At 55.4% G+C, this 16,962-nt stretch carries 15 protein-coding genes and 1 pseudogene; 6 read left to right on the top strand and 10 right to left on the bottom strand.

The window, feature by feature from the left end:
• Positions 1 to 542: 542 nt before the first annotated feature.
• Positions 543 to 1,565 (bottom strand): zinc-dependent alcohol dehydrogenase family protein, encoded by a 1,023-nt coding sequence (locus K1X80_RS14020; RefSeq protein ID WP_120733064.1) that lies wholly within the window; start codon positions 1,563 to 1,565, stop codon positions 543 to 545.
• A 247-nt stretch (positions 1,566 to 1,812) separates the two neighbouring features.
• On the opposite strand from K1X80_RS14020, the gene K1X80_RS14015 reads away from it, so the two are divergent.
• Positions 1,813 to 2,727 carry a LysR family transcriptional regulator gene (locus tag K1X80_RS14015; RefSeq protein ID WP_057959684.1) on the top strand — a complete coding sequence of 305 codons (915 nt, stop codon included), beginning with the start codon at positions 1,813 to 1,815 and terminating at the stop codon, positions 2,725 to 2,727.
• Between the two features lie 313 nt (positions 2,728 to 3,040).
• Here K1X80_RS14015 and K1X80_RS14010 read toward each other — a convergent pair whose 3' ends face one another.
• Positions 3,041 to 3,946: a LysR family transcriptional regulator gene (locus K1X80_RS14010; RefSeq protein WP_120733062.1), complete on the bottom strand. Its 906-nt coding sequence runs from the start codon at positions 3,944 to 3,946 to the stop codon at positions 3,041 to 3,043.
• Positions 3,947 to 4,076: 130 nt separating this feature from the next.
• Between K1X80_RS14010 and K1X80_RS14005 the strand changes: the two genes are divergently transcribed.
• From K1X80_RS14005 to K1X80_RS28190, 3 genes and pseudogenes are all read left to right on the top strand, one after another.
• Positions 4,077 to 4,907: an oxidoreductase gene (locus K1X80_RS14005; RefSeq protein ID WP_120733060.1), complete on the top strand. Its 831-nt coding sequence runs from the start codon at positions 4,077 to 4,079 to the stop codon at positions 4,905 to 4,907.
• 94 nt (positions 4,908 to 5,001) lie between these two features.
• Entirely contained in the window at positions 5,002 to 6,003 is a 1,002-nt protein-coding gene (locus tag K1X80_RS14000) for an aldo/keto reductase (RefSeq protein WP_057959686.1), read from the top strand.
• Positions 6,004 to 6,110: 107 nt separating this feature from the next.
• A pseudogene (locus K1X80_RS28190) lies at positions 6,111 to 6,299 on the top strand (transposase); the annotation flags it as partial.
• A gap of 41 nt (positions 6,300 to 6,340) precedes the next feature.
• On the opposite strand, the gene K1X80_RS13990 reads toward K1X80_RS28190, so the two are convergent.
• The 8 genes from K1X80_RS13990 to K1X80_RS13955 form a co-directional block, all read right to left on the bottom strand.
• Positions 6,341 to 6,928 (bottom strand): hypothetical protein, encoded by a 588-nt coding sequence (locus K1X80_RS13990; RefSeq protein WP_057959687.1) that lies wholly within the window; start codon positions 6,926 to 6,928, stop codon positions 6,341 to 6,343.
• Between the two features lie 95 nt (positions 6,929 to 7,023).
• Entirely contained in the window at positions 7,024 to 7,194 is a 171-nt protein-coding gene (locus tag K1X80_RS13985; RefSeq protein WP_120733054.1) for a ribbon-helix-helix protein, CopG family, read from the bottom strand.
• A 468-nt stretch (positions 7,195 to 7,662) separates the two neighbouring features.
• Entirely contained in the window at positions 7,663 to 8,019 is a 357-nt protein-coding gene (locus tag K1X80_RS28545) for an NTP transferase domain-containing protein (protein WP_057959688.1), read from the bottom strand.
• 54 nt (positions 8,020 to 8,073) lie between these two features.
• The gene (locus K1X80_RS13975; protein ID WP_057959689.1) at positions 8,074 to 9,054 is read right to left on the bottom strand and encodes a GTP 3',8-cyclase MoaA; all 981 of its coding nucleotides are present in this window, start codon (positions 9,052 to 9,054) and stop codon (positions 8,074 to 8,076) included.
• Complete coding sequence (locus K1X80_RS13970) at positions 9,044 to 10,027, bottom strand: XdhC family protein (RefSeq protein WP_057959690.1); 984 nt, start codon at positions 10,025 to 10,027, stop codon at positions 9,044 to 9,046. The genes K1X80_RS13975 and K1X80_RS13970 overlap by 11 nt, the downstream gene beginning before the upstream one ends.
• Positions 10,028 to 10,029: 2 nt before the next feature.
• Positions 10,030 to 12,210, bottom strand: coding sequence for a xanthine dehydrogenase family protein molybdopterin-binding subunit (locus K1X80_RS13965; RefSeq protein ID WP_233093256.1), 2,181 nt, complete (start codon positions 12,208 to 12,210; stop codon positions 10,030 to 10,032).
• A 17-nt stretch (positions 12,211 to 12,227) separates the two neighbouring features.
• Positions 12,228 to 12,686 (bottom strand): (2Fe-2S)-binding protein, encoded by a 459-nt coding sequence (locus K1X80_RS13960; protein WP_029290699.1) that lies wholly within the window; start codon positions 12,684 to 12,686, stop codon positions 12,228 to 12,230.
• A 144-nt stretch (positions 12,687 to 12,830) separates the two neighbouring features.
• Positions 12,831 to 13,448, bottom strand: a complete 618-nt coding sequence (locus K1X80_RS13955; RefSeq protein ID WP_120733046.1) for a hypothetical protein — start codon at positions 13,446 to 13,448, stop codon at positions 12,831 to 12,833.
• Between the two features lie 479 nt (positions 13,449 to 13,927).
• Between K1X80_RS13955 and K1X80_RS13950 the strand changes: the two genes are divergently transcribed.
• Positions 13,928 to 14,854 carry an AraC family transcriptional regulator gene (locus tag K1X80_RS13950; protein ID WP_169990119.1) on the top strand — a complete coding sequence of 309 codons (927 nt, stop codon included), beginning with the start codon at positions 13,928 to 13,930 and terminating at the stop codon, positions 14,852 to 14,854.
• Positions 14,855 to 14,980: 126 nt separating this feature from the next.
• The gene (locus K1X80_RS13945) at positions 14,981 to 16,246 is read left to right on the top strand and encodes a low temperature requirement protein A (RefSeq protein WP_220172215.1); all 1,266 of its coding nucleotides are present in this window, start codon (positions 14,981 to 14,983) and stop codon (positions 16,244 to 16,246) included.
• The last annotated feature ends 716 nt before the right edge of the window (positions 16,247 to 16,962 follow it).

Genomic DNA, 16,962 nt, shown 5'->3' with positions numbered 1-16,962 from the left:
TGCCACCACCTGCTGAAGAAAGCCCCTACAGCGGCCCAATGACGGCCTTAGGAACGGTCTTACAACTTCCTACTAGTCTTTAACTCAAACATTAAAGAATGATCTGACATATGCAGTGCAGGGCAAGGTCGGGATTCAGTTCGCGCGCACTTTAAGCCTCTCTCTACAGGCCAACGTCCTTGAGCCGGTATACAAGACGACTTGTTAGTTACAGCGAACCGCTGTTTGGATTTGATTTCTGCAATCATTGCTCAGTCCTTGAGATGAAAGTGACTGGGCAATTATCAGCGCTTGTTTGATGATTAAAAGATACAGACTCGGCGCAAAAACCAGTGCAGTTTGGCGAGCAGGTGTTTACCGCAGTGCCCATGTAAAACGCCGCTGCTCTTGGATTCAGGGCAGCGGCGGCATTAAAGGCAGGTTTTGCAGGGGAAGAATCCCGGCGGCAGATTCAGCAGGTGCGGAGATCCTGTCCTTCTAAATGGCGTATTTGCCCCATGGCAAACACCGGCGAAATGTCCGTTTACGAACATTCCCACAGATCAAACGGCTTCAACCTGCAACGCCACCCGCTCGCGGCATGGGCATTCGTCCATATAGCGATGGGCTTCGACGAACTGGCTGAACGCAAACACTCGGGTCTTGAGCGGCACCAGCATGCCGTCGGCGGTCAACTGGTTGATCTCGCGCAGGGCCCGTTGCAATGCGGCCTGGTCCTGGGCAATGCCCAACTCCGGCTTGCCAGTGAAGTTGCCGATGCAGTGCACAAAGAACTGGATGTTTTTCTGGAACGCGGCACAGGCCGGGAACGGGGTCTGGTTGCCACCTTGCAAGCCATACAACACCAGGCTGCCACGGGGTGCGAGCACATCGCCCAACAGCGACATCTGGGGGCCACCGAGGCCGTCGAACACCACATCCACGCCGCGTCCCTCGGTGAACTTGTTGATTTGCATCAGCAAGTCCTGCTCTTCAGTGACGATGACCTTTTCCGCGCCCAGGGACAGCAGGTATTCACGCTCGTCCGGCGACTTGGTGGCAGCAATCACCCGCGCCCCCAGGGCCTTGCCCAATTGTACGAACGAAGGCCCGGCACAATGGCTGGCATCCGTGACCAGGGCGAATTGCCCGGGCTTGACCCGCGCCAGGTCGACATAGGCAAAGTAGGCAATCAACAACGGCGTGTAATGCACGCTGGCCTGCACCGGGCTCAAGACATCCGGGTAACGGGTCAGGGCTGAACGGGGCAGGACAATCAGTTCGCCATACACTGGATAGTCATTCGGGCTTTCGGCCGGAAAACTGGCAACCTTGTCGCCAATGGCCAGGTCTTCAACGCCCTCGCCCACCGCCACCACCACACCGGCCATTTCATGGCCAAGGCCCGACGGCAAGCGCGCATGGGAAGACGCCAGGTTCTGCCGCCAGAGAATGTCGTACCAGCTGATGCCAATCGCTTCGACACGCACCTGCACTTCGCCCGGTGCGGGCAACGTGGCTTCATGCTCTTCGCACTTGAGCACCTCGGCCGGACCAAACTTGTGAAAACGGATCGTGCGGGACATCGCAAACCTCGCCAAAGTAACCTCTAATGCCATGAACTTTATCTGGGCTTTCGGGGCAAGGCCACCAGTCGCCATTAATAGTCGTCATGTCTGTCATTGATTCCGCCCCCTCGGAAAATACCCCAGGCAGCGTAGGAAATCTGAATTAGCCGGTGCAGAGTACCAGCCTTTCCCCGTAAGATTCATGCCGGCCATTGTTATCATGTGGCCGCTCACGTCAAGTTCGCTGAATCTGCCAGGACACAAGATGAACCGTAACGACCTGCGTCGTGTCGACCTGAACCTGTTGATCGTATTCGAAACCTTGATGCATGAGCGCAGTGTGACCCGCGCTGCCGAGAAGTTGTTCCTCGGCCAGCCGGCCATCAGCGCCGCCTTGTCGCGCCTGCGCGGGTTGTTCGATGATCCGCTGTTCGTGCGCACCGGGCGCAGCATGGAACCCTCGGCCCGGGCGGTGGAGATTTTCGCCCTGCTCTCGCCGGCCCTGGATTCGATTTCCACCGCCGTCAGCCGCGCCGCCGAATTCGATCCGGCCACCAGCACCGCAGTGTTTCGCATCGGCCTGTCGGACGATGTCGAGTTCGCCTTGCTGCCACCCCTGCTCAAGCGCCTGCGCGCCGAAGCACCGGGCATCGTGCTGGTGATCCGCCGCGTCAATTACATCCTGATGCCGGGCCTGCTGGCTTCCGGGGAAATCTCCATCGGCGTCAGCTACACCGCCGACCTGCCGGCCAACGCCAAGCGCAAGCTGCTGCGCCGCAGCCTGCCCAAACTGCTGCGCGCCGACAGCGTGCCCGGCTCCCTGAGCCTGGACGACTTCTGCGCCCGCCCCCACGCCCTGGTCTCGTTTGCCGGCGACCTCAGCGGGTTTATTGATGAAGAGTTGGAAAAGCTCGATCGCAAGCGCCATGTGGTGCTGGCCGTCCCGCAATTCAACGGCCTGGGCACCCTGCTGGCGGGCACCGACATCCTCGCAACCGTGCCCGACTACACCGCCGAAGCCCTGACCGCCGCAGGCGGCCTGCGGGCTGAAGACCCGCCGTTGCCGGTGCGCAGTTTTGAATTGCATATGGCGTGGCGTGGTTCACAGGACAATGATCCGGGGGAGCGCTGGTTGCGGTCGCGGATACAGATGTTCTTCGGCGACCCTGAGAGTCTTTAGGCGTTGTCGGGCAGGCTGTTTAGCTGATCATTTCTGGCTTTTCATAGGCCATGGAGATCCATTCACTTCCAGTGGATTGCTACATTGGGGGCAAATCTGAGGGCATGCTTTGGATGGTTTGAAAAGGATGCCCCAGGCTGAAGTCCAACAGCCACTTCTCGGAAAAGTCATACGCTGCCGCTCCCAAACCGCCGTCGAGCGCTATCCGATCACCTCAATTTGTAGACTTGAAGCGATCTTCTGGCGCCTCTGAAATCCTGACAATTCCGTCCAGGAACGCCAACTACAGAGGTCGTTGGAAAAAATAATAACGCTATAAATTTTTGATCTGGCGGGTAGAGCGAGTGAATTCAATAAATGCCTTTAGCGGAGCGGGAGTATGTCGCCGGCCAGGGTAGTACAAGTGCAACCCTGGATAGTATGGGCACCAATCGGCTAAGACCTGTTTCAGTCTCCCATCTGCTAAATACTCAGTCACCATGCCTTCAAAGACATAAGCCAACCCCAGCCCATCTATGGCTGGTCCGAGCATAAGGCTGACGTCACCCAGAGTGAGTGGACCGTTAACTTCGATTTCTTGGGCGATTCCCCCCCGCTCGAATTCCCAGCGATAAATCGAGCCACTGGGAAATCGATGGCGAATACAGGGGAGCCGATGCAAATCCTCGGGTTTTTGCGGCGCAGCATGGCGTTCGAAAAGCGAAGGTGCCCCCACAACAATTGACCGCATGTTGGGCCCAATAGCCAGAGAAACCATGTCTGCTTCTAGACGATTACCGAAGCGCACCCCAGCGTCAAACCCTCCAGCTACTACGTCTACAAACGCATCACTTTCGACAATCTCTACTCTGATATCCGGGTACTGCTGGAGAAACGGGCTAACAATTGGGAGCAGCACCAATTCGCAAGCTTGGCGTCCTGCGGTGATGCGCAAACTGCCAGAAGGCTTGTCACGAAAGCTATTGAGATCTTCAAGGGCATCATCGATATCTCGAAACGCAGGCCGCAAACGAATGTACAGCCGCTCCCCCGCCTCCGTAAGGGCGACGCTACGAGTCGTCCGATTGAATAAGCGCACGCCGAGACGACTCTCCAGTACTCGCAGCGAATGGCTCAATGCTGAGGGGGTAAGGCCAAGATCTATCGCCGCTCTACTCAGGTTTAGATGCTGAGCGATGCTCAAAAAGATCGATAAATCGGCGGGAGATGGAGATTTCATTTGTGAGCCGCTTTCACAGAGTCAAGTAACCTTCATGGTATTAACACATCAGTAATGCACATTTAAAGTTGCGTCAACTTATCAGTAAGGCCCGGCAATGCCGCACGGGCTACTGGCAGGAGGAGTTGATATGCGTACTTGGTTCATTACAGGCGCTTCTCGTGGTTTTGGCACACTCATCGCAGAACAAGCTCTGCGTGCTGGTGATGCAGTCATCGCTACCGCTCGCAAGCCTCAAGACATTACCAGTCGCTTGGGAGATCACCCGAATCTGTTGGCTGTACGCCTGGACGTAACCAGTGAAGAAGAAGCACATCAGGCTGTTGCCGAAGGTATCAAGCGATTTGGCCAGATCGACGTGGTCGTCAACAACGCCGGCTTTGGCGTGTTGGGCGCCGTTGAAGAAACCAGTGCTGAAGAGACGGAACGCCTGTTCGCCACAAACGTCTTCGGTGTGCTCAACGTGACGCGCGCTGTTCTGCCGCACCTGCGTCGGCAACGTAGCGGGCACATCATCAATATTTCCTCTGTAGGCGGATATCAGTCGTTTATCGGTTGGGGTGTGTACTGCTCCACCAAGTTTGCTGTGGAAGGCATTACCGAGGCACTGCATCAGGAATTGGCACCTCTGGGAATTCGAGTGACGGTCGTTGAGCCCGGTTTCTTCCGCACCGACTTTCTTGATGAGCAGTCGTTGATCAAGACCGCGCTGGAGCTGTCTGACTACGATGAGACGGTCGGTAAAATGCGGCAGTTTGCTGAGGGCGCTAACCACGCGCAGCCCGGTGATCCATTGAAGTTTGCAGAAGCCATGTTGACGCTGGTCAATGCACCTAACCCTCCACAGCGTTTGGCGATGGGTAGTGACACGGTAGCCATCGTTGGCGAGAAGAATCGTTTGGTTGAAGCTGAGTTGCTCGAATGGAAAGAGCTGTCTATCTCGACCGATTTCAAAGACTAAACACGCAATGACATAGAAACCGAACTTACTCGGTTTTTGCGTTGAGGGCTGCGAATGCAACTACCCACCCAATCGAAGTTTTGATGGAGGATTTATGAAGTACGTGAAACTTGGTAGCACGGGCCTTGATGTTTCCAGACTGTGCCTTGGATGCATGACCTTCGGTGATCCTGATGCTGGCATGCATCCCTGGACATTGGGTGAGGAAGCAAGCCGACCGATCATCAAGCACGCAGTGGAGCAAGGGATCAACTTTTTTGACACAGCAAACAGCTACTCCGCTGGAACGTCGGAAATTATCGTTGGCAAGCTGCTGAAGGAGTTCACACGTCGAGAAGAGACCGTAATCGCCACGAAGGTATTTTTCCCGGCAAACATGAGGGAATGGGAAGGCTCCGCAAAGCCAAACGAGAAAGGTCTTTCTCGTAAAGCCATCATGGCCGGCGTTGATGCGAGCCTGATTCGCTTGGGCACCGACTACATCGACCTGTACCAGATCCATCGTTGGGACTACGACACGCCTATCGAAGAAACGATGGAGGCCCTGCATGACATCGTCAAAGCAGGCAAAGCCAGGTACATCGGCGCCTCATCCATGTATGCATGGCAGTTCGCTAAAGCACAGCAGGTCGCCATGGCAAACGGATGGAGCAAGTTTGTGTCCATGCAGAACTATCTGAACCTGGTGTATCGAGAAGAAGAGCGGGAAATGATCCCATTCTGCCTCGATCAGGGCGTGGGGTTGATGCCATGGAGTCCGATGGCACGCGGCAGGCTGACCAGACCATACGGCCAGCAGACCGAGCGCACCAAAACCGATCTCTCAGGGCAGTCGTTTTACCAGGCTACTGAAGTCGAAGACGGTCGGGTGATTGACATTGTTGAGCAGATTGCTGGGGAACGAGGCGTGCCTATGGCGCAAATTGCGTTGGCATGGGTGTTAGCCAAGCGTGGCGTCTCAGCACCTATCGTTGGCGCCTCTAAAGCAACCCAACTTGACGACGCAATCGCTGCGCTGGAGTTGGTACTGAGCGAAGAGGAAGTCAAACGCCTTGAGGCCCCATATGTACCCCATGCGGTGACTGGATTCTCCTGATGCGGCAGTAAAAGAGATACCGGCAAACTTATGCCGGTATCAGCTTATCGCCGCTGATCGACTCCTACTCTGGCACAACCTGCGGCATGACTTTCTCGCCTAGCCTCGATCAGATGCCCAATGGATCAGCAACGGCCAACACCCTGGGTTACAGACTTAAACGCTGGGTAGCGCTGACGCGCTACCCGGAAGACGAGGCCGTGCCCATCGACTACAACCCGGTGGAGAACCATATCAGGCCACGGGTACTTGGGCTCTCAAACCGGTGGTTTACCGGGCCGCCGCGTGCAGATCGAAGCTTGCGGCGCCCGTGGGAGACACGCGGGTGCGTGCCTTGTCAAAGGATGACATAAAGCCTCAAGATCCAACTCACCTGATAAGTAATGGCCGCGAGCACCAAAACCATCTGGAGTTTCTTTGAAGTGATTGCTACTGCAATTATGCAAAGGAGGACGAACGCAATCTGTCGGATCAAGTACTCGACCCCGAGTGAGTACAGGTAATCCTCGCCTTTTATTAATGTATCTCCAACATCTAGCAAAAACGCAAAGGCAAGTAGTCCGAAAAACCAGCGCTTGCGCTGCTCGAAGTAGTCCTCGAATCCCTTGTACTCATACATTTGGTCGGGAAACAATAATGCCGTGAGCGCTGCAAACACCATCGCGTAGAAAAGCAGGAACCCATAGAGTGGGAATGTCCAGACAGGGATCCGCGACAAATGGAATTCGTACCACCAAAAGTGCACGATCGTGATGAAGAGGAATATCACCCACCCAAGGTGGACAGGATAAACTTTAATTATTCCTGGGTGCTGTACGAAGCGTGTCAGGCCGTTTACCAGTCGCGCAAGGCTTAGGCCCAAGACCATGCCGATAATCGTGCGCACATGCGAAAAATACTCTGGATGAGTTGAGGCCACTTCCATAGATAGTTCCATCCTTGATGAGCAGTACAGTTTTTGGGGCCACGCGGCCGAGTATTCCTATATGTAACTCCAACGCGATCTTGCCCGAAAGAAAATTACTCCGGCTCACCGGTCAACCTCCGAGTTTCGGCTTCTATGAGGTATAGCTTTATCAGCCTCCGAATGATTTGCGACGTTGTTTTGTCTTCCTCTTCCGCGACCTGCTCCAGACGCTGTTTAGTCGATGGGGCAATCAAGATTGTCAGCCTTTCAGTATTCTTTTGCATTTGTGTCCACTCCTCCGGCGCCTATATTTCGTCACTCCGCCTAGGCTTTTTGATTGTAGTGCATGCTGCCTCGCAAGCCAGTCCAGCTATTCTGGCTCGGCCATATACCGCTGCCAGCTCTTCCGCTCTTTGTCAGGCAGTTGGAGCAGTTCGGGAAGCACCATGGCGACGCGGGTGGGTATCTGCGATTCGCTTTTCCAGGCGAGGACTTGCGCTTAGAAGGGATATGTAAAACTGCAGGCACCATGAGTAGATATATTTTCCAACGACTAGGTAAAAAGAGCGCCCCGAGGGGCGCTAAAGATTCATCTCTTTCCAAAGGAGCTCTACAGAAAAGCTTCAGAGATGAATATTGCTCGATGTGTAGCTTGTAGACTTGGATGTTTTTATTCGCATTTAACCAGCTTAAAAAAGGTAGAACGTCGTACTTGTACAGCTAAGCGAACGATGAAAATTCTAAAGGCGTGATCACCATTCGATGAACTCTTCGATTTCGACACGCCGCCGGGAATCGATATCGCTTAGTTCTGGGGGCCATACAGGGTGCGGAGCCACCTGCAATTGGTCTTTTTCATCGAAGTCCTCAGCAAGCAACTTTAACGTTTGCCAGAACTGCCGCTTTAACAAGAAATTAGCCCCTTGCACCCTCCTAAATGTCGGAATAACTATGCGTTCAGGCGAGACTACTGACACGAGATGATGCAGAGTGTCGCCAGTGATCCAGGGCATGTCACTAAGAAAGCTCGCCGCTGACAATGCATCCGCGTGCTCGATCGCCCGTATACCACTTAGCAGGCCCTGGCTCCTAGCCCGGGCAGAAACCATGCTGCGTATTACCCATACCCGAGGTGGCGATTCAGTTTCAGGGATCATTGCTTATTACCCACCAATGACTTTCATGATCATGAGGTCGCCCGTGAAATGAGTCGGTTGTTTGTCCAGTAAGGCGTGCCTCGACAATTCGCGAATACGTGACAAGGCAAGATCGCGTGGAAGTTCAAGGGCATCGCCCAAGTAATGGCTTTGGCTGGAGGAAAGGCACCCATGCAGCCACCCGCTCGAACTTAGGCGCACTCGGTTACAACTGCAGCAAAAAGGCGCGCTGGCGTTGGCGATCACGCCGAAGTCACCTCGCCCCGGTATATTGAAGCGCAATGCCGTGGCGCTGGGCGCACTCGGTACTGCGCTGAACGGATGGTGCTGACCGATAACCTCAAGAATCTCGGCCATGCCATAGAACTGCCGACGAAAAGTTTCATCATCGCGCGCCAGATGCCCCATGCGCATCAATTCGATGAAGCGCAACTCCATTCCCCGCGCGAGACAGTATTCAAGCAGGGGCAGGATCTGATCCTGATTGTGCCCACGAAGCGGCACCATGTTGATTTTCACCTGGAAACCGGCCTCCAAGGCCCGGTCAATGCTTTCAAGAACCGTAGCTAGATCCCCGCCGCGGGCGATGCGCTGGAAAGCTTCAGCATCCAGGGTGTCGAGTGAAATATTGATGCGCTTGACGCCGGCCTCTAGTAATAGCGGGAGCTTGCGCGACAACAACTGTCCGTTGCTGGTCAGCGACACATCTTCGAAGCCGAGCCGTCGTACCGCCTTCATGAAACCATCGAACAGAGGGCTGATCAACGGCTCTCCACCAGTGATCCGCAGACGTTCTAGTGGGTTTACCGTTTTCAGGTACTCCACTGCCAGTAATAACTTGTCTAGCGGCAAGCTATCGTCGCGAGCCTGCAGACGTTTGCCATCAGCCACACAGTAGATGCAAGCGTAGTTGCAGGCACTGGTCAGGCTAACGCGCAAGTTGCCCAGACGCCGTCCCTGCGCATCAACGATCGATTCAGAGCGCATCGCGCGACCGCCCACGTTGGACTCGGATGATATCCGCCATCACTGCCAGGGCGATCTCAGCAGGCGTCTTGCTGCCCAAGGACAGACCTATAGGCATATGCAATCGAGCAATTTGCTCGTCGCTTAATCCCCCAACTCGACGCAGTCGTTCCGCGCGCAGTTTAGAAGTTTGCAGCGAGCCCATGACGCCGATGTAGAAAGCCGACGTGCATACAGCCTCCATCATTGCCAAGTCGTCGATACGCGGATCATGAGTAAGGGCGACTACGGCAGTGGCTGCATGACATCCCCCTGCGCTGATGAACATCGATGGCAAGATAGGTTTAACCTCTATGCCAGGTAGCTCAACACCCGCTAAGGCTTCTTCTCTTGGGTCACAGAGGATGACTTCGAAACCAAGTGTGCTGGCAAACTCTGCGCATGCCACCGATACCGGCGACATGCCTGCGATGATCAGGCGTGCAGCCGGACCGATGCGCAGATGCACGATTTCGCGTTCGATCTGTTCAACCACTCGGGGGCCCAGGCCGTCGTCGACTTCGAAGCGGGCTTCACCGCTGCTCAGGTTGACGCATCGCAGTAGATGGCGCTGCCCACGCAGTGTCGATTGCATGATCCCCAACTGATCCAAAGTCATCGAATTGGCAGGCAGACGCTCGATCAGCACTTTCAATATGCCACCGCAAGGCAGCGTGATTCGCGAATCTTGTGGCCCGTCCTGCGCATCGCCGTAACGCACGATCTGAATACGGTCCTCGAATTGGCCGTCTTGCAGGCGCTCGAGGAAGTTCTCCTCGACGCAGCCACCTGACAGCGAACCGACATGACGTCCGTCGCTGCGGGCAGCCAACCAAGAGCCAGGCCCCCGTGGCGATGATCCGAACGTCGCGAGCACTGTGCACAGCCAAACGGTTTCCCCATTCTGGGACCAGGTCAGTGCTTGCTCGATGACCTGCAAATCCAAGTGTTGCATGGTCAAGCCGACAACTGATTGCTGATAGGCAGGCGCCGGATACGTTTACCGGTTGCTGCTGCCAGTGCATTCACCAACGCCGGCGCGAGAGGCGCAACGGGCGGCTCACCGATACCGCTTGGCGGGCTTGCCGACGGCACTATATGTACCTCGACCTTAGGCATGTCATAGATGCGCAGCGGTTCGTTGTTATGGAAGTTGGATTGATCAATCTTACCGTCGGTCAAGGTAATCGCTTCGTGCATGGCCGCTGAAAGAGCGAAGCCAATGGAGCCCTCGACCTGAGCACGGATTACATCCGGGTTGACCGCAATGCCGCACTCCACCGAGCAGACCACACGGTCCACTTTGAACTGGCCATCGCTTTGAACCGTAACCTCGGCCACTTGGGCTACCACCGAACCAAAGGCTTCGTGCAGTGCCACTCCACGGCCACGACGCTCACCCTGCTTGCCTGCTGCCAACGGTTTATCCCAGCCAGCTTTCTGCGCCACCAACTTAAGCGTTTCTATATGACGTGAATGGCCTTCCAGCATAGCCAGGCGCCATGCCACTGGATCTTGTCCCGCCATCTGAGCCAGCTCGTCGAAGAAGCACTCGGTGGAAAAAGCGTTATGGGAATGTCCCACTACCCGCCACCACTGTATGGGTACTGGAATATCGCTTGGGGTATGCAGATCAACACGCAGATTGGGGATTCGATAAGGAAGCGTCGACCCTCCCTCTACCGATGTGGAGTCGATGCCATCCTTAATAAACGCAGCGAAAGGTGATCCTGCGAACACGGATTGACCGACCAAACGGTGCTGCCAGGCCACCAGTTTGCCTTGCTCATCTAGCCCGGCAGTCAGGCGATGATGGTACATCGGTCTGTAGTGGCCGGCCTGCATGTCGTCTTCGCGTAACCACACCAGTTTTACCGGCGCCTTCCCACCGATAGCTTTGACGATATGGGCATTTTCCAAAACGTAATCAGCATCTTTACTAGCCCGCCGGCCGAAACTGCCACCGGCGTAAAGCGTGTGGACCCGAACCTGCTCCGGTTCCAGGCCGAACAGGTCGGCCAACACCGTCTGCACATGTGACTGCATTTGCGCACCATGCCAAGTTTCACAACCGTACTTAGTCAGGGCGACCACGCAGTTCATCGGCTCCATGGCCGAGTGGGCAAGAAAGGGAAAGTCGTACTCCGCTTCCAACGTACGCGTTGCGCCCGCAAGACCGGTATTAACATCACCATCGTTGCGGACAACCGTACCCTCCGTTTTGGCTAACTCACGGTAGCGCTTGAACAACTGCTCGGAGCTTTGCTTGAACGCACCACTCTCGTCCCACTGGATCGCTACTGCGTCACGCCCCTTCTTTGCGCTCCAGGTGTCTTTCGCCACAACAGCGACGCCGCTGGGGATCTGCACCACATGTACCACTCCAGGGATGGCAAGCGCCGCCTTGGCATCAAAGGATTTCACCTTGGCGCCAATGCGCGGCGGATGAGCAACCACAGCCGTTAGCATGCCGGGCAAGTGAATGTCCTGGGTATAGATCGCCTTGCCATTGACCTTGTCAGCCGAGTCTTTACGCGCCAACTGCTGCCGACCGATCAGTTTGAATGCACTGGGATCTTTGAGCTTGACCTGGGCCGGGACCGGCTGATCGGCGGCGAGCTTGGCAAGTTGGCCGAATGTTGCCTGCTTACCCGACGCAGCATGCCGCAGTACCCCATCTACCACTTCGATTTCTTGCGCCGGCACTTTCCACAGCCAAGCCGCGGCCGATACCAGCATGGCGCGAGCGGTAGCTCCGGTCATGCGCAGTTGTTCCCAAGAGTTGGCGATGGAGCTGCTGCCACCGGTACCTTGAATACCCAATAGCGAATTCTTGTAACGCGACTCTGCCGGGGCGCTTTCAACACGGACTTGCGCCCAGTCTGCATCCAACTCCTCAGCAACCAAAGTGGCCAGACCAGTGTAAGCGCCTTGTCCCATCTCCAAATGTTTGGAGATGACGGTGACGACATTATCTTCGCCTATGCGCAAGAAAGCGTTGGGTTCAAACTCTCCCTCCTTCTTTCCCGCGCGCGCGGTGCTGTCAGCCAGCGACCAAGGCATATAAACGGCCAAAGTGAGGCCTGCTGTACCTTTGAGGAAGCGGCGACGACTTTCGTTCTCGATAGACCGGATCATATTCATTACCTCGTTGCTCAAGCCAGCGACTTGGCAGCATCATGGATGGCCGCGCGAATGCGTACATAGGTTGCGCAGCGGCAGACATTGCCACCCATTGTTCGATCGATGTCGGTATCTGAAGGTGAGCGATTGGTTTGCAGCAAAGCCACAGCGCTCATGATCTGACCTGACTGGCAGTAACCACACTGCACCACGTCGAGCCGTTGCCAGGCCTCCTGAACTACCTTACCGGTCGGGGTCTCGCCGACACCTTCAATCGTGACGATCTTCGCCTCGACTGCTGCCGAGACAGGTGTAACGCAAGAGCGGACGGGCTGACCATTAAGGTGAACAGTGCACGCCCCGCACAGGGACATACCGCAGCCGAACTTGGTACCGGTAAGCTGCAAACTATCGCGCAGCACCCACAGCAGGGGCGTATCGGGGGCAACGTCGACACGCAGGTCCTTGTTATTGATATTAAGCGTGATCATGAAATCCTCCGACCCGTAGGTGTTTAAATGGCTGGCGCCAGGCCAGCCTTGCGAAGCGTTTGCCCGAAGGCTGTTTAAAGGGCGAATGCCAGACACTCGCAGATCGCTCGCCAAAAACTGTTTGGCAGCACATCAATATGTTCATCATTCGGGACAAGGCTGGCCTGCAGCACCCCACACGGTCATGTCCTGCACGTGCGTCTCGAAACTGCCAGGCGGGGTAGAGCGCCCAGGTCCGGGAACCCAGGCCCAGGGAATAAAGCCCTTTATCTTTGCGTCATGATGAAGGTGCTCAACCAGGCCAGCGGCATCACGGCCCCCATTACGCTTGGGGTCGCGCAACTGGGTACAAATCTCCGCGCCGGTCTTTGCGAACCACTCGAACGCCACTGGGGCGAGCTGCCAGGGAAGGCCCACATGCGGCGGCATGTTGGGGGCAACGTTTGGTGTGTCCGAACTTGCGTGACAAGCAACGCAAGACACTGTTTCAACGCCTATTCGAGAGTCACCCGCGTGGATATTCATGCCGTGCGGGCGGGTCTTGTTCTCACTGGCGATGGTCCACATTGGAATATTGTTGGGGCCGACGTGACAGTTGGCGCAGCGCGGGTGAGTCACCACGGCTTCAATCCGCTGCCAAGCCTTTAACCCCTCGGCTTTACTGACACTACCTGCCGGAGGCATGGAACTGCCTGCGCTGTCAGCCAGTGCCGTGCCCGAAATAGGCAATGCCAGTAATAATGCGATCAGTCCTATTTTCATTATAAAGGTCCTTCAGGCGAACTCACGGTGTTGGACAGACGGCTTGGTGGATACTTTCTCCAGAACATGCCAGGTTATTCAGGCGGCATCTTTTTGCGCCGCTCTTGATTGATCCGGTGACAGCCAATGGATAACCCACGGCGCAATTTCTGATGATGCAATCACCACTTTGTTGTCCACGCAGATGCTTAAGAGTAGGTGAGCAACGTCTCGACTGTTTGCACAAAAGTTATGATTACTTGCCTGATTAATCGGATTCGGCAATTAGGGACGCGGGAGGCGAATGATCTTGCGATGCTGGACGGCCAGGCAACACCGGTCGGGCATGGCTTGCATCTAGTGGACTGCACTAACACCAAGACCAAATTGCCTGATTCTTAGATTTTTTTACCTAAAAGACGGAAATTTCAGGGGGGCTGCAACTTCCAGTGGCGCCTGCTGCTACCATTTTCCGTTTGGTTAGCTAAGGAAATTACCAAATGCACGGCGATCAGGGATCTAAAACCGCAAATGTCCCTCAGGCAGTAGAGTTGTCCGCCGCGATTCAGCGCTTTGCCAGCACGGACGGTGATTTCACTACAGCGCTTCCCGCGCTGACGATGCATCGCCGTCATGGCGTTAGCGAGCCGATGCCTTGCATCTATAACCTGGGCATAGGCGTCATTACCCAGGGCTACAAGCAAATCATGGTCGGCGACAAGGTGCACAATTACGGGCCTGGCCAATTGATGCTGTCGACTTTCGACATGCCAGTGACTGCCCACGTCACGCGGGCATCTCGCAGCGAACCACTGCTGGGTATGATGCTGAAGCTGGACATTCGCCAGATTGCGCAAGTGGCCTATGAGATGGAGTTGCCGTCTTCGCCCGAGACCGCCTATGAGCCAATCTCTGTCCACAAGCTGGAGCCTGCTTTATTCGATGCGTTTTTGCGACTGGTACGGCTACTGGACGAGCCGCAATTGGTAAGCCCACTTGCGCCACTGCTTCAGCAAGAAATCGTCGTCCGTTTGTTAGCTGGTCCCCAAGGTTCCCAACTTCGCCACATCATTGCCGATGGCACGCCGCGTCAGCGAATGGCCCAAACCCTTTCCTGGCTCAGGAAGAATTTCAAACAAGCTTTGAATCTGGATGACCTGGCCGCTCACGCGCACATGACTCCATCAACGTTCCGTCAGCACTTTCGCGATATCACCGGTATGAGTCCTCTGCAGTTCCAAAAGCAAATGCGCCTGCAAGAGGCTCGGCAATTGATGTTGAACCAGGCTTTCGACGCAGGCGAAGCCAGCAACCTTGTCGGCTACGAAAGCGCCTCGCAATTCAGCCGGGAATATAAGCGACTGTTTGGCTCGCCCCCTTCGCGCGATATTCGGCGCATGCGTCTTGACGCGGACGTGTCTGAATAGCCGACTCCTTGAGCCAACCTCTTTGTGGCGTCACGCGCGGGAAGCGAAATGACCTATGCGAGTCACGTTGAACATAACTTTTCAAACCACCTTTGATACATGGCGCTTGCCAACGAGGGATCACGCATGAGCACATCGGCGTCTGTTACTAAAGCTCTTCACCATCACCTACGGCGGATGTCCGGGCGCGATCCGCACGAAACACACCGCGTTGTCTCGTCTCTCGAACTATTGTTCGACCTGACCTTCGCGACCTGCTTCGCGTTTGCTGCTACCCAACTCGCACATGCATTGGCAGCAGGCCACTACTCCACTGCATTGATTGGGTTCGGATTCGCGAGCTTTTGCATTTGTTGGGCTTGGACCAATTTCTCGTGGTTCGCATCAGCCTACGATACTGACGATTGGATTTTTCGCATTACCACAATGGTGCAGATGGCTGGTGTCCTCGTGCTGGCGATCGGATTGCCACGGCTGTTCTCCTCAATAGAGGAGGGTCACCAGCTGGATGCTTCAGTTATGGTACTGGGCTACGTGATCATGCGCATTGCGATGATATTTCAGTGGTTGCGAGCAGCGAAACAAGACCCTTCAAGGCGCCGCGCCTGCATCACTTACGCTGTCGCGATCGCGGTGGCGCAACTCGGCTGGATAGCACTTTTCATTTTTCCTCTTTCGATAGACGTCACCATCACACTGTTTTTTTTGTGGTTTCTAGTCGAGTTTGCAGGTCCGATATTGGCGGAACGCAGGGACGGCGGCACGCCGTGGCACGCGGAGCACATTGCAGAGCGCTACAGCTTGTTCGCAATTATTGCCCTGGGCGAAGGGTTGGTGGGGACGGTCGCAGCCCTGTCTGCGGAAATGGAGCATGTGGGATGGACGGCTGAAACGGCACTGGCCTGCGTTGCAGGTGTCGGAATCACCTTTGGAATGTGGTGGGTCTATTCAATTCTGCCATCGGCTAACGTGCTGCACGCTTATCGCTCGCGCGCTTTCGTATGGAGCTATGGGCAAATACTGATTATTGCCTCGATTGTCGCAACGGGTGCGGGACTGGACGTCGCGGCGAACTTTATCGAGAACAAAGCCCACATTGGAGTGCTACCGGCTCTGCTCGCCACAGCTATTCCGCTTGCGATCTTTCTTGGGCTGATTTACGCGCTTCATTATTTTCTAGTGCGCCACTTTGACCTGCTGCATGTATGGCTCTTACTAGCGACCGTAGTGGTCATCGCGATCGCGATCGGCGCGGCGATATTGGGCGTGAGTATCGTAGTTTGCCTGGTCGTGCTCATGTTTGCGCCTATCATCACAGTAGTCGGTTACGAGGTTCTAGGGCATCGTCACCAGGGAGAAATGCTCAGTGAACGATTAGCGGAGACCGCGTAAGTCGGCGTTATCTTTCGACTCCTTACCTCAACAGCTCGGGCCTGGAGGCAACGATCCCCGCGGGAGAAAAACACTGAGTACCAGCCACTGCCACACTGGAGTTCGTCGGAAGCCGCCCTTCGCGTTCATTCGCGTATTCGGTGCGAGTGGGGGCAAAAACAAACTCGTTCGACCTGGAAACACCGTCCTAGAGCCAAGTCAAAATGTTTTTTGGGGATCCTGAGAGTCTTTAAGACTCGTAGGACAGGCAGTTCTTCTGATCATTTTTGCCTTTTCACAGACCATGGAGCTTCATTCACTTCCAGTGGATTGCTACATTGGGGGCAAATCTGAGGGCATGCTTTGGATGGTTTGAAAAGGATGCCCCCACTGCCCGCAATCTTGCCTAAGCATCAGTGTGTCGCTAAGCGCCAAGAGAACTTTAGCGAAATCATCGGTGCACGATTTCCGGCTGGAGCACCCCCGCTACAGGCATGCGCACTACCCAAGGGAATCGTTTGGGATCGGCCTGTTCGGACTGATTGCCCTCAAGGCGAGGGAGATTCCGCTTGTCATACATTGCCAATCTCTCAACCCTCTGGCCTCGATCACGATGACCTTCTTACGGCTCACTCGGCGGATAGGCCAATGATCCAGGCTGATGGCTGACAGCACTCCAAATGCATTGTCACTCTCACATTCATGGGCACCTTCGGCCAGACCGCATGCACATCAGC

Source organism: Pseudomonas sp. So3.2b (assembly GCF_019464415.1).
GTDB classification, from domain to species: domain Bacteria; phylum Pseudomonadota; class Gammaproteobacteria; order Pseudomonadales; family Pseudomonadaceae; genus Aquipseudomonas; species Aquipseudomonas shahriarae.
Note: the sequence above shows the minus strand (reverse complement) of the source record. Positions and strands in the feature narration are given on the sequence as shown.

What these genes read in the sequence shown, in the direction of transcription:
- K1X80_RS14020 (WP_120733064.1), bottom strand. Translation starts at nt 1,565, where the DNA reads ATGTCCCGCACGATCCGTTTTCACAAGTTTGGTCCGGCCGAGGTGCTC.
- K1X80_RS14015 (WP_057959684.1), top strand. Translation starts at nt 1,813, where the DNA reads ATGAACCGTAACGACCTGCGTCGTGTCGACCTGAACCTGTTGATCGTA.
- K1X80_RS14010 (WP_120733062.1), bottom strand. Translation starts at nt 3,946, where the DNA reads ATGAAATCTCCATCTCCCGCCGATTTATCGATCTTTTTGAGCATCGCT.
- K1X80_RS14005 (WP_120733060.1), top strand. Translation starts at nt 4,077, where the DNA reads ATGCGTACTTGGTTCATTACAGGCGCTTCTCGTGGTTTTGGCACACTC.
- K1X80_RS14000 (WP_057959686.1), top strand. Translation starts at nt 5,002, where the DNA reads ATGAAGTACGTGAAACTTGGTAGCACGGGCCTTGATGTTTCCAGACTG.
- K1X80_RS13990 (WP_057959687.1), bottom strand. Translation starts at nt 6,928, where the DNA reads ATGGAAGTGGCCTCAACTCATCCAGAGTATTTTTCGCATGTGCGCACG.
- K1X80_RS13985 (WP_120733054.1), bottom strand. Translation starts at nt 7,194, where the DNA reads ATGCAAAAGAATACTGAAAGGCTGACAATCTTGATTGCCCCATCGACT.
- K1X80_RS28545 (WP_057959688.1), bottom strand. Translation starts at nt 8,019, where the DNA reads ATGGTTTCTGCCCGGGCTAGGAGCCAGGGCCTGCTAAGTGGTATACGG.
- K1X80_RS13975 (WP_057959689.1), bottom strand. Translation starts at nt 9,054, where the DNA reads ATGCGCTCTGAATCGATCGTTGATGCGCAGGGACGGCGTCTGGGCAAC.
- K1X80_RS13970 (WP_057959690.1), bottom strand. Translation starts at nt 10,027, where the DNA reads ATGCAACACTTGGATTTGCAGGTCATCGAGCAAGCACTGACCTGGTCC.
- K1X80_RS13965 (WP_233093256.1), bottom strand. Translation starts at nt 12,210, where the DNA reads ATGATCCGGTCTATCGAGAACGAAAGTCGTCGCCGCTTCCTCAAAGGT.
- K1X80_RS13960 (WP_029290699.1), bottom strand. Translation starts at nt 12,686, where the DNA reads ATGATCACGCTTAATATCAATAACAAGGACCTGCGTGTCGACGTTGCC.
- K1X80_RS13955 (WP_120733046.1), bottom strand. Translation starts at nt 13,448, where the DNA reads ATGAAAATAGGACTGATCGCATTATTACTGGCATTGCCTATTTCGGGC.
- K1X80_RS13950 (WP_169990119.1), top strand. Translation starts at nt 13,928, where the DNA reads ATGCACGGCGATCAGGGATCTAAAACCGCAAATGTCCCTCAGGCAGTA.
- K1X80_RS13945 (WP_220172215.1), top strand. Translation starts at nt 14,981, where the DNA reads ATGAGCACATCGGCGTCTGTTACTAAAGCTCTTCACCATCACCTACGG.